Source organism: Roseibium sp. ROS1 (assembly GCF_054658215.1).
In genome coordinates this window covers 1-10,717 of the sequence record NZ_BAAGIG010000017.1, presented here as the reverse complement: position 1 = coordinate 10,717, position 10,717 = coordinate 1, and the positions used below count along the sequence as shown (strand labels likewise).

Here is a 10,717-nt window from a genome sequence, read left to right as displayed (position 1 = left end):
TGCTGGACCAATCAAGTTGGTTTCGATCGCAACCGAATAAGCAGAAATCGTTGAATTCTCATTCATGCACCAAAGCCTCCAACAGCCCTTCTTCAAGCGCGCGTGCCATGACGTTTGAAACGATACGGTTGCACCGCTCACCCGCAAAGCTGAAGACATCGCCAACTGCAACGTCGAACTCTAGTGCCAGGCTTTCACGCAGCAAGGCGCGGGCTCGGAAGTATCGCGTCCTCACGGTTGCTGCGGGGATGTCCAATACCTGAGCAACCTCATCGACGCTCATCTCCTCGACGGCACGCAGCATGAAGACGCACCGAAAATCCTCCGGGAGCAGATCGATCCTTGCCTCCAGAAGCGCACGGACCTGCAATCGCTGGACTGAAAATTCCGGACCACCTTCAGCGTCCTGGGTCAATGCCGACCGGGTGTCGTTATCGGACGAGACCATTGCTGCCTCCAGAGGAATAATTTGAGCGCTTTTTCGGCGCAACCGACCGAGTGCTTCATTCACCGTGATACGGACAAGCCAGGTGGACAGCTTGCTTTCGGCGCGGAACCGAGAAAGTGCCCGCCAACATTGCATCCAGGCTTCTTGAGCGACGTCCTCTGCTTCTTCATCGCTTCGGACAATGCCGCGCGCCGTGCGAAACAGGAGCTGGTTATGCCTGCGCATGATCACCTCGAAAGATGCGCCATCGCCGTTTGCTGCAAGTTTCGCCAATTCGATGTCGCAGATCTCATCTGAGCACGAGCTATAAACCTCTTGTGTTGCCTTTTTCATATCCGTTTCCCGTGGTTTGAGTGTTTCCTCGCCTGAATGCTCTCCGAGACGCCGTTGCAAACAGTTGGTTTCTGCCGTCATTGACCTTCCATGATCCACAACCGTGTCGTTGTTCCCCGGTCTGTCGGTTCATCGAGATCTCCGGCCTCTCAGTTCAAAAAACTCTCGGCGAAGAGTATCGCTCTCCAGAAAAGCGCCGTGCATGATCGATGTGGTCGTCTCTGGTTGTTCGTCCATTATCTCGCGCCAATGCATGCAGAAGTGGTCCGCCTGCATCACAATCGCCAGGCCATCCGGTCGAATACGCCTTTCAAGCTCGTCCGCCAACATCATCATTGCTTCTTCCTGTAACTGCGGCCGGTTCATGATCCAGTTGCAAAGGCGAGCAAATTTGGACAGTCCAATCAGTTCCGAGTCTATGTTGGGCAGAACCCCGAACCAGATCTTTCCAAGGATAGGGCACAGATGGTGCGAACAGGCACTCCGCACAGTGATCGGCCCTACAATCATCAATTCGTTCAAGCGTGCAACGTTGGGAAAGCTCGTGAGAGAGGGGGCTGCCCGATACCGTCCGGCAAACACTTCGTCAACGAACAATTTCGCCACACGGCGTGCGGTATCCATCGCGTTGTGGTCATTCTCGGTGTCGATCACCACTGTGTCCAACACCTCGTTCATCCTGTCTTCCACTTCCAGTCGCAGTTCCTCCAGTTCCCCGTCTTCGATGAATTCAGCGATATTGTCATTTGCACGGAATGTGTGGTTTGCGTTCTCAAGCCGCGTCCGGATCCTCTTCGAAACAGATGCAATCTCAGTTGAGCGTGTGGAGCTGGGGGGTGCCTTGAGCAAAATCGAACTCCTGCTGGGCGAGCACGACGCGCACCGGTTGGATTTCATCGGGCAGTTCGCGCGACCCGACTGCGTGCCTGAACGAGGCTAGTGCCCGCCGATCCCGTGGCTGTAAACCAGTCGGCCGCCAAACCATCCGCCAATTGCCAGAGCGATTATTCCGCCGGCATCCAGCACCAGCGAAACCACATTCGGCGCGATGGCTTGCAGATCATCCAGCCGCAGCATCAGCCCTGAAACGAAAAATGTGAAAGCAGTCAGCATCGCTCCCATGTGCAGCCATGCGTCTCGCATGGCTGCACCCTCGGGGATCCGCACCAATTCCACGAGACCGGACAGCATCGCGACCACCGCCGTAGCACATCCGACGGCGAGCAAACCTCCCGACCAGCTCCAGGCTGATTGCCCCAACCACAGGCTGGCAAAATCGGTGACTACGGCAAGCGACCAACAAGCGACGGGAAAGTGTACGAAAACGGGATGGAGGGGATGTCGCATGGCTTCAGACCACCTGCGACAGAATGGTCAGAAACCCTGCCACCGCGGCTCCGGCATGGATCACGACAACAGCTTTGGGTGGCAAACGATTGCCAAGGTGAAACGAGGCGAGGAAGAACCCGCCAAGCGCTGCTACTAGCAGGATGAGAAACCCGACAAAGAGTACCTGTGAAGCCCCTTCCCGGACAAATACGGCAATCAGCAAGAAGAGTCCCAACGCACCGAAACCCGCATGTACGAGGGAAGCTGCCCAAGGTGCAAATTTGTCCCGCATGACGTGAGCAGCAAGAAAAACCCCACCGAGGGCAGCGATCGCGAATAAGAGAACAGCGTAATTGATCATCTCGTTTCCTTTTCGATACGAACGGGTAACGGGGGGAACCTCATTGTGCGTTCCTGCCCGGATTGACCCGATCTGAACATTCGATGCGGCAACACGAGGCGAAGTTCCCGGAGACGTATGCTTTTTCCGGCTTGAAAACACATTGCACTACTGGATCCGGCAACAGCTCGGTGTCGACCATCCAATCGAAGCGAAAGAGAACTCCCGCGAAACGCTGCCCACGCTGTCTCGCAACTCCCGCAGCCAGATGAGATCGTGCCTTGTCCGCACCGAAGAGGTCCGGGAACATTTTGGGTCTGTCCGCATCCAATTGTTACGAGCGCCATCGAAAGGCCCTCGGTGAAATGGAAAGGACATCTCATGAAACTGTTGCCATCCCTGGTCGTTGCCACATCGCTGTTTGCTGCCGGTTCTGCCCTTGCTCATGATGAAGAAGCCCTGAAGGCAGCGCCTCCGGGCGAACCATATGTTCAGGTCAGCGATGCGTTGCCTCTGCCCGAGTTTATTCCGGGTCTCGGTACGCTGTTCGTTGATCCCCAGACGTTGCCGGCCGGCCCCTTCCTGGCGTACGACCATGACGGCAAGCTGTCGGCGACGGTTTACATGACGCCGCTCGAGGAGCTTCAGAACGGGACCGCCTATGATGGGCTGGCAATCGGCTCCCACACGGTCAGCAGCGTCGACATCTATTACAACGCAGGACATCCAGGCGTGGAAAAACCTCACGCGCATGTCGTGCTTTACCATGACGCCGACGCCAAAGGACGTCTTACCGAGTGATGATGCGTCGTCGGCAATTTCTTGCAATGGGAGGTGGCCTTGTTGCCGCCCCCCTCGTCCCTCGCCGGCTTCGGGCCTCCTCTGTCGAACTGGTCGAGATGCGTGGAACTGCGCGCGGTGAACGCATCTGGTTCGGGCCAAACGGACTGGCGGTAGCGCCAGGCACAATCGTGCGCTTCGTTAACCGGGACAAGGGCAACAGTCACACCGCCACGTGCTACCACCCTGCCAAGTTCGACCGCTTGCGGCGGATACCTGCGGCTGCTGCACCTTGGGATACCGGATTTTTGTTACCCGGTGAAAGCGCCGAGATTGTTCTCGAGACCCCTGGTGTCTACGACTACTACTGCATCCCTCACGAAATGGCCGCGATGGTTGGCAGGATCGTCGTGGGGCGACCGGGAGACCTGGGATGGGAAGGTCCTGCTCCTGCAACGGACGATATTTCGGCTGAGGTGATGGCGGCTCTACCTTCTCTTGAAGCGATCCTGGAAAAAGGCCGGGTCGGCTAGTTCTCCAAAAAACAGACCGCCAAAGACGCGTACACCTAAAACGGTACTACGATCCATAGATTGAGGCTTGCGTTGGCTTTCACACTTCCCTTCGGGTGATAGGCTTCGTATCTTGCTTTCTATGCCGCAACTCGCGGCCGGGAACAGGAAATGTTCCGTGGCCCAATATGTTGCAGTCATTGTCCAGCGTAAGCCTCAACGCTCTGGAACCATAGTAGAAGACCAGGCGCCAACGGCCCTGGTCTTCGTTCTCGCCTTTTTCGCTCCGCGAAGTGATACGACCCTCCCGCATGAGTTGCCGGACTTCCAGGTCGGTTAATCCGAACGCTTTCGAGATCAGTCTTACGTGCACCACGAAACCATCGGCGTTTCGTCGAACTTCACTCACCGTCAGTCCCGCCAATAATTGTTTGCCGCAGACACGGTGGCAAAATGCGTTGCCACCACCTGGCTAACGGCGATCAGCGAATCCGCGTCTTCGGCGTATTCAGGTCTCAAGCGCTCGCGAACGACGGCGTCAGGCTGGGTTGCCTTGACGGCAACGCGTGCGAGTTTGACTGCCAGGTCATACCCTTCTTCAGGTGTCGCAGTAATCAAGGTCGGCAACCAGTTAGACATATCTCTTCCTTTCCTTCTTTGGCAGGTATCATGATGCACCGCGCCGTCAATCGCCTGTTTGGCGCCTTGCTCAATTCCCGGAGGCGGGGCAGGGAACCCGCTCGAAACAATCCCATATCCGGCGAGACTTAATACTCCTCTCCGGCGATTGCCCGGTAGGCATGCCAGGAACCGTGGCCGAGAACCGGAAAAACGACGACAAGACCGGTTAGCCCGGTCAACGTTGCGATGATCAGGCCCGCGGTAACGATCGCCCCCCAAGTGAGCATCGGGGCCAGATTTTGAACTGTCATGGCGAGGCTCAGCCCCATGGCGGTCAGCGCGTCCGTTTTTCGTGAGACCAGCATCGGAATTGAGAAGACGCTGATCGCGAAAGCCAGGGTTGCGAACAACCCGCCTACCAGTAGGCCAGTCGCGATCAGCGCCCATCCCCGGGGGGTCGTAAACACGTTGATCAACGTGTCATAGGCTCCGGGAAACGGTTTCAGTCCGAAAAAGAGTGCATAAAGAAGGTCTGCGGCCCTCAGCCAGAACAGAACCAGAAGGCCCAGCAACAGCCCCGCATAGGCAAGCTGACCCTTGGACGCCGGCGAGAGCGTCAGCATATCCGACAAGGTCACGGCCTCCCCTTTCGACCGTCGACGGCTTTTTTCATAAAGACCTATGGCAAAAAAGGGCCCTACGATGAGAAATCCGGAAAGGCTGGGAAGTATGAGATACAAAAGATTGGTTGCCTGAAGCACCCATAACAAAGCGTAGGAAATCAGCGTCAGGAACAGCCCGTAGGTCAGGCTGGACCAGGGGGCAGCCACAAGATCGTTCCAACCGGAAAGAAGCCAATGTAGGGCGGTGGTTGCCGGCAAATGTCTCGAGAGGCTCGATGCGGGACGGACAGGCTCGCGAAGCGCGGGAAGTGGTTCCAACATGACGCGGTTCCTCTAGCAGGAATGTCTGGCTGGCGCGGCACCGGCGGCGGCGGTGCAGGCTGGTTGCGACTTGAAAGCAACCACCAGCATGTGAGCGTTGGCACCGACGAAAACAGCGGTCGCGATGGCTGCCAGGGCGATGGCAAGCCTTTTCTGGGAGATCGTGGTCATCGTTCCGCCTCACCGTGTGATTGTCCCATCTGAACGACAAAAAGCGTCAGGAGCTTGATTTCGGCGTCAGTCAGGCGGCCATTCCAGGCGGGCATGACCCCTTTTCTGCCCCGGTTGAGCGTCTGAAGCACAGTCTGTGCATCCTGACCATAGATGACCGAACCATCCGTTAAAGACGGCGCGCCGATCCCAAGTCCTCCCGCTCCGCCGTCGCCGTGGCAGGCAGCACAATTGTCCATGAATAGTACAGAAGCGGGACTTTCCGGGTCGGTAACTTGGTTTGGAAGAACAGCCACAAGTCGTGCAAGTTTGATCCGATCTGCGCGTTCCATCCAGTCAAAGGACGGCATTTCTGAAATCCGTGCATCGGAATGATCAGAATTTATCCCGAAACGGATAATATCGGCGATCTCATCGGGTTCTCCGCTCCACAGCCAGTTGTCATCGGCAAGAACCGGGAAGCCGGTGTTCCCTTGGCCTGATGCTCCATGGCACACGGCGCAATTGTCGGCAAACAGACGTTTGGCGGCAGGGAGAACCGCTCTCATCAATGAGACATCCGCCTGCAGTTCGCCAAGATCTTCCGATTGGAGTCTGGCCATCCAGTCCTGGCGGCCTGCTGCGATGGTAGCGTAGCCTTCGGACGCCGTTTCTCCCTGATCCAGACCCAGCAGGCCCTTGGTGTAGCTTTTTCCGGTTGGCCATGCGGGAAGGAGAATCCAAGCCACGACCGAATAGAGAAAGGTGAGGATCAACGCCCAAATCACGATCCTGGGGAAAGGCGTGTTCAGTTCCTTGATGCCGTTCCAGTCATGACCAGTGGTACCGTAGCCGGTGACCGGGTCGATCTCGTCGGAATGACGATTGCTCATTCTGCGTCCTCCGCATCCGGAAGAATCGACCGCGCTGCAGTTTCATAGAGGCCGCGCCGCGAGGGGCTGTATGCCCAGATGACAACGAGCACAAAAAAACCAAACAGCCAGATCAATCCGACTGTCTTGGATAGATAAACAAGCAAGTCATACGTCATTGGCCATCCTCCGACATCACTTCGAACGAGGCGGTGGTCAGTCTTCCCAGCGACTGAAGATAAGCCACCAGCGCATCAAGTTCGGTGAGCCTGGAAGGATCGCCATCGAAATCGCGAACAGCAACGGACTCGCCGTAACGTTCCGATAACTTTTCCGCGCCATCGCTGTCGGGCCGGCTTTGAGCGAACGCATCTGGTTCGGCCGCCGAGATCATCGCCGCGTTGTAAGGTACGTTCAGTTTTGCGAGTGTTGCGAGCGAGTCGCGCAGCATGGAAGTGTCAAGCGACTGTGTTAGCCAGGGATACGAGGGCATGATCGAGGCCGGGACGACACTGCGGGGGTCAATAAGGTGCCGCACATGCCAGACGTCGGAGTATTTGTTGCCCAACCGGGCCAGATCGGGACCAGTACGCTTGGAGCCCCACAGCATCGGGTGATCGTAAGCACTTTCAGAAGCGAGCGAGTAGGGGCCGTACCGATCTATTTCATCAGCGAGACTGCGAACCATCTGGCTGTGACAGGCATAGCAGCCTTCGCGCATGTAGATCCTGCGCCCTGCAAGCTCCAGCGGTGTATTGGGACGCAAATCGTCAGGAAGATCCACCGTCTCGTGAATTTTGAACAGCGGTGCAATTTCCACAAATCCCCCGACGGATGCTGCAAGAATGATCGCAGCGACCAGTCCCAAGGAGAATTTTTCCAGATTGTAGTGCAGCTTGAGCATTAGGTTACTCCGCCGGTTGACCGACGAGGGGGCGGTCCAAAATCTCACCCGTGGCGGAGCGGAAGGTCATCCTGCAGTTCCAGGCACAGATGACAGCCCCCGCAAGGAATAGCAAGCCGCCGAGAGTGCGCAGCAGATAGTAGGGTGCCATCGCCTCCACGGATTGAATGAAACTATAGGAAAGCGCACCACTTTCATCATAGGTGCGCCACATCAAGCCCTGGGTGATGCCTGCGTTCCACATGGCGACGACATAGATCAGCGTCCCTGACACGGCGAGCCAGAAATGCCATTCGATCGCCTTTGAAGAGGCCATCTCCCTGCGTCCTGAAAGCTGCGGAACCAACGTGTAGATCGCCCCAAAGACAATCATTGCAACCCAGCCCAACGTGCCGGAATGGACGTGCCCGACGGTCCAGTCCGTGTAATGCGATAGCGAATTGACCGGCCGAATTGCCAGAAAGGACCCCTCGAAGGTTGAAAGGCCATAGAAGACAGCGGCAACGAACATAAACCGCAGGGTCGCATCGTCACGGACCTTGTGCCAGGCGCCATTGAGGGTGGCGATGGCGTTCCCGGCCGATGCCCAGGAAGGCACCAGGAGCATCACCGAGAATGTCATCCCGAGCGTCTGCGCCCAATAGGGAAGCGCCGTATAATGCAGGTGATGCGAGCCGACCCAGACATAAAAGAAGGTGATGCCCCAGAAACTGACGATCGACAGCCGATAGGACCAAATCGGCCGACCCGACCTCACCGGCAGGAAGTAATAAAGCATTCCCAGAAATCCGGCCGTCAGAAAAAAGGCCACGGCATTGTGTCCGTACCACCACTGGATCATCGCATCCTGAACGCCTGACCAGATCGGGAAGCTCTCGGCCGAATTCAACCGGACCGGCAAGGCAAGGTTGTTTATGATATGCAGCATCGCCACGACGAGGATGAAGGCAAGGTAATACCAATTGGCGACATAAATATGCGGTTCGCTGCGCCGAGCGAGCGTGCGGATATACAAGACGAAATAGGTGACCCAGACGACGACGAGCCAGAGATCGGCATACCATTCGGCCTCCGCGTACTCCTTGGACTGCGTGCTCCCCATCAGGTATCCGGTGACTGCCCAGAAACAAAACAGGTTGTACCCGAGCAGCACAAACCACGGGCTGACTGAATCGGCCAACCGAACTCGTGACGTGCGTTGCAGGACGTAGAAGGAGGTAGCGATGAGCGCGTTGCCGCCAAACCCAAAGATGATGCCAGTGGTATGCACCGGACGCAGGCGGCCGAAACTCGTCCAAGGCAGGGCGGGTGTTGCCTCGGGCCAATAAAGCAGCGCGGCGACCCACACGCCGACGCTCATGCCGATCATCGCCCACACCAGCGTCATCACAATACCGAATCGTGTCGGTTCGTCGTAATACTGGTCTGCTCTACTTGCGTGCGGCGCGGGCTCATATAGCGTGCGCCCGACAAGAAATGCCAACGCCACGCCTAGTCCAAGTGCGATAAATCCGTGTGTCGACATCACGCCGTGTTGTGCGAACGCAGCCATTGCGAGGCCCAGAACCGCCACAACGACAGACAGCACCAAAGCTGTATGACGCTCGGAGATTGTTAGTGAGCTAATCATGGTTTCGGCCTTTTCCCGTCATGCCGCCCTACGCACGGACAGAGCGATATCGGCGAGAGTTGATCGGTTGAGATCTTCCAGGAATTTGGCCTCGGCATGACGCAGTCGTGACTTCAGGCGGCAGCAACCTTCGAGAGTGCAGTCTCCGCCTTGCGGACCGAAACACTCGACCAGAGCCTGCCCATGCTCGAGAAGCCGGATGACATTCCCCAACCGGATGTCCTCGGGAGCAAGCCGCAGCGCGGCTCCGCCGCCACTGCCACGCCTGGTTTCCACGATGCCACCGCGCACCAGCTGTTGAATGATCTTCGCAAGGTGGTTGCGGGAGAGATGGAATTCCTCCGCAAGTTCAGCAGTAGAAAAAGCCTGTTCCGGCGCGCTTGCCATACGCATCAGCATGCGAAGTCCGTAATCCGTGAAGGAGGTTAGACGCATGGTTCCTATGATCTCTTTAAATTGGTATTTACAATACCTATTAACAGGCATAGATTAAAAATCAAGTTCAAAAACTGGTGAACCTTCACTTGCTAGGGCTGGGGCTGCACGTAACACAGATCGATGAATGCCTGACATCGGACCTGTGACTCTGGCGCGGACCGAGAATTCGGTCGAAGGCGCCGGTTGTTGAAAGACTTGTTGCAGCAATGACCGGAGACCGATGCCATGACGACAAAAACCGAAAGAGTTCCTCAAGACCCGGCGGAACTCACACGCTTTATCGAAGAAAATTATCACGCGAAACATCGCGCCGATTTGCCGTGCCTCGTCGAATTGGCCGCCAAGGTGGAAGCGGTTCACAACGACCAACCCGACGTTCCGGCAGGATTGGCTGAGTTGTTGCGGGAGATGGTCGGAGACCTGGAAGTCCACATGAAGAAAGAGGAATTGATCCTGTTTCCCGCGATCCGCCGATCGGCCGAAGAGCTCGATGTTCCGATCACCGCCATGCGGGAAGACCATGACGATCACTCCGAACAAATTGAAAGGATCAAGAACGTCACGGCAAATCTCACGCTACCCGAAGACGCCTGCCGCAGCTGGACGCGCCTGTACACGGACCTGAGTGCCTTCATTTGCGATCTAGAAGATCATATCCGGATCGAGAACGACGTTTTGTTCCCGCAGTTTGAGAAGAGGGTGGTTTTGGATGTCTGAATTGCATCTCCCAAAGCCGACAAGGACACTTGTCGATCATCGACATACGCTTGCGCCGGAAACCGAAGACGCATTTCGCGCGTTTTCGAGAGCAGTGTTTGCGGACGGAGCATTGGATGCGCGCACCAAGCAGCTCATCGCAGTAGCGGTGGCACACGTCACGCAATGTCCCTGGTGTATCGAAGGTCATGTGAAAGCCGCAAAACGTGCCGGAGCAGATTCAAAACAAGTCATGGAAGCGATCTGGGTCGCCGCCGAGATGCGTGCCGGGGCAGCCTGGGCGCATTCCCTTATGGCCGTTGAAACGATGAACGACCTGGAAACCGGCCACCAATAATGCCTCCGGTTCCGCTCCATTCCGACGACCTGACAGATCGCTTTCGGACCAAGCGCGTCTACCGGCAGCCGCGAACATCGGACGGCAAGCGGATCCTGGTAGATAGGCTATGGCCGCGTGGAGTTTCAAAGGAACGGGCACGGCTCCATTCCTGGGTCAAGGAAATCGCACCCAGCAATGAACTGCGTGAGTGGTTCCACGAAAACCCTGATTTCTGGGAGGAATTCAGAGATCGATACATGCTGGAACTTGGTCACAAAACCGATTTGCTGAGTGAACTGGCCAGGATCTGTCGCAAACTTTTCTTGAACCGATGTGGAGGTATTGATGCGCCGTTGATTTTCCGGTGTTCTGGAGACATG

Annotated in this window: 18 protein-coding genes; 5 read left to right on the top strand and 13 right to left on the bottom strand. The window is 56.6% G+C overall.

Annotated features, from left to right (window positions below; genetic code table 11):
• Window positions 1-58: 58 nt before the first annotated feature.
• The 4 genes from ACYQ6M_RS30180 to ACYQ6M_RS30165 form a co-directional block, all read right to left on the bottom strand.
• Window positions 59-862: an RNA polymerase sigma factor gene (locus tag ACYQ6M_RS30180; RefSeq protein ID WP_460077648.1), complete on the bottom strand. Its 804-nt coding sequence runs from the start codon at window positions 860-862 to the stop codon at window positions 59-61.
• Between the two features lie 48 nt (window positions 863-910).
• On the bottom strand, window positions 911-1,630 hold the full coding sequence (gene folE / locus ACYQ6M_RS30175) for a GTP cyclohydrolase I (protein WP_460077646.1): 720 nt from the start codon (window positions 1,628-1,630) through the stop codon (window positions 911-913).
• Window positions 1,631-1,717: 87 nt separating this feature from the next.
• Window positions 1,718-2,128 (bottom strand): DUF2231 domain-containing protein, encoded by a 411-nt coding sequence (locus ACYQ6M_RS30170; RefSeq protein ID WP_229006279.1) that lies wholly within the window; start codon window positions 2,126-2,128, stop codon window positions 1,718-1,720.
• A 4-nt stretch (window positions 2,129-2,132) separates the two neighbouring features.
• Window positions 2,133-2,471 (bottom strand): hypothetical protein, encoded by a 339-nt coding sequence (locus ACYQ6M_RS30165; RefSeq protein ID WP_460077644.1) that lies wholly within the window; start codon window positions 2,469-2,471, stop codon window positions 2,133-2,135.
• A gap of 360 nt (window positions 2,472-2,831) precedes the next feature.
• Between ACYQ6M_RS30165 and ACYQ6M_RS30160 the strand changes: the two genes are divergently transcribed.
• Window positions 2,832-3,251, top strand: coding sequence for a hypothetical protein (locus ACYQ6M_RS30160; RefSeq protein WP_460077642.1), 420 nt, complete (start codon window positions 2,832-2,834; stop codon window positions 3,249-3,251).
• On the top strand, window positions 3,251-3,763 hold the full coding sequence (locus tag ACYQ6M_RS30155; protein WP_460077641.1) for a cupredoxin domain-containing protein: 513 nt from the start codon (window positions 3,251-3,253) through the stop codon (window positions 3,761-3,763). Before ACYQ6M_RS30160 ends, ACYQ6M_RS30155 begins: the two co-directional genes overlap by 1 nt.
• Window positions 3,764-3,842: 79 nt before the next feature.
• On the opposite strand, the gene ACYQ6M_RS30150 is transcribed toward ACYQ6M_RS30155, so the two are convergent.
• From ACYQ6M_RS30150 to ACYQ6M_RS30110, 9 genes are all read right to left on the bottom strand, one after another.
• On the bottom strand, window positions 3,843-4,151 hold the full coding sequence (locus ACYQ6M_RS30150) for a DUF6522 family protein (protein ID WP_460077640.1): 309 nt from the start codon (window positions 4,149-4,151) through the stop codon (window positions 3,843-3,845).
• A gap of 2 nt (window positions 4,152-4,153) precedes the next feature.
• Window positions 4,154-4,381, bottom strand: a complete 228-nt coding sequence (locus ACYQ6M_RS30145; protein ID WP_417712608.1) for a hexameric tyrosine-coordinated heme protein — start codon at window positions 4,379-4,381, stop codon at window positions 4,154-4,156.
• A gap of 128 nt (window positions 4,382-4,509) precedes the next feature.
• Window positions 4,510-5,307 (bottom strand): DUF2189 domain-containing protein, encoded by a 798-nt coding sequence (locus ACYQ6M_RS30140; protein WP_229006274.1) that lies wholly within the window; start codon window positions 5,305-5,307, stop codon window positions 4,510-4,512.
• 12 nt (window positions 5,308-5,319) lie between these two features.
• Window positions 5,320-5,478 (bottom strand): hypothetical protein, encoded by a 159-nt coding sequence (locus ACYQ6M_RS30135; protein WP_229006273.1) that lies wholly within the window; start codon window positions 5,476-5,478, stop codon window positions 5,320-5,322.
• Window positions 5,475-6,350 (bottom strand): cytochrome-c oxidase, cbb3-type subunit III, encoded by an 876-nt coding sequence (gene ccoP / locus ACYQ6M_RS30130; protein WP_460077637.1) that lies wholly within the window; start codon window positions 6,348-6,350, stop codon window positions 5,475-5,477. The genes ACYQ6M_RS30135 and ccoP overlap by 4 nt, the downstream gene beginning before the upstream one ends.
• Window positions 6,347-6,508: a cbb3-type cytochrome oxidase subunit 3 gene (locus ACYQ6M_RS30125; RefSeq protein ID WP_229006271.1), complete on the bottom strand. Its 162-nt coding sequence runs from the start codon at window positions 6,506-6,508 to the stop codon at window positions 6,347-6,349. Before ACYQ6M_RS30125 ends, ccoP begins: the two co-directional genes overlap by 4 nt.
• Window positions 6,505-7,233 carry a cytochrome-c oxidase, cbb3-type subunit II gene (ccoO, locus tag ACYQ6M_RS30120; RefSeq protein ID WP_460077635.1) on the bottom strand — a complete coding sequence of 243 codons (729 nt, stop codon included), beginning with the start codon at window positions 7,231-7,233 and terminating at the stop codon, window positions 6,505-6,507. The genes ACYQ6M_RS30125 and ccoO overlap by 4 nt, the downstream gene beginning before the upstream one ends.
• 4 nt (window positions 7,234-7,237) lie before the next feature.
• A complete protein-coding gene (ccoN, locus tag ACYQ6M_RS30115; RefSeq protein ID WP_460077633.1) occupies window positions 7,238-8,863 on the bottom strand; it encodes a cytochrome-c oxidase, cbb3-type subunit I in 1,626 nt (541 codons plus the stop codon).
• An 18-nt stretch (window positions 8,864-8,881) separates the two neighbouring features.
• A complete protein-coding gene (locus ACYQ6M_RS30110) occupies window positions 8,882-9,298 on the bottom strand; it encodes an RrF2 family transcriptional regulator (protein WP_460077631.1) in 417 nt (138 codons plus the stop codon).
• A 228-nt stretch (window positions 9,299-9,526) separates the two neighbouring features.
• Here ACYQ6M_RS30110 and ACYQ6M_RS30105 point away from each other — a divergent pair, with 228 nt between their 5' ends.
• The 3 genes from ACYQ6M_RS30105 to ACYQ6M_RS30095 all read left to right on the top strand — a co-directional run.
• Complete coding sequence (locus ACYQ6M_RS30105; protein ID WP_460077629.1) at window positions 9,527-10,018, top strand: hemerythrin domain-containing protein; 492 nt, start codon at window positions 9,527-9,529, stop codon at window positions 10,016-10,018.
• Entirely contained in the window at window positions 10,011-10,355 is a 345-nt protein-coding gene (locus ACYQ6M_RS30100) for a carboxymuconolactone decarboxylase family protein (RefSeq protein ID WP_460077627.1), read from the top strand. Before ACYQ6M_RS30105 ends, ACYQ6M_RS30100 begins: the two co-directional genes overlap by 8 nt.
• A partial coding sequence (locus ACYQ6M_RS30095; protein ID WP_460077625.1) for a DUF488 domain-containing protein occupies window positions 10,355-10,717 on the top strand: 363 nt, incomplete at its 3' end. The genes ACYQ6M_RS30100 and ACYQ6M_RS30095, both read left to right, overlap by 1 nt.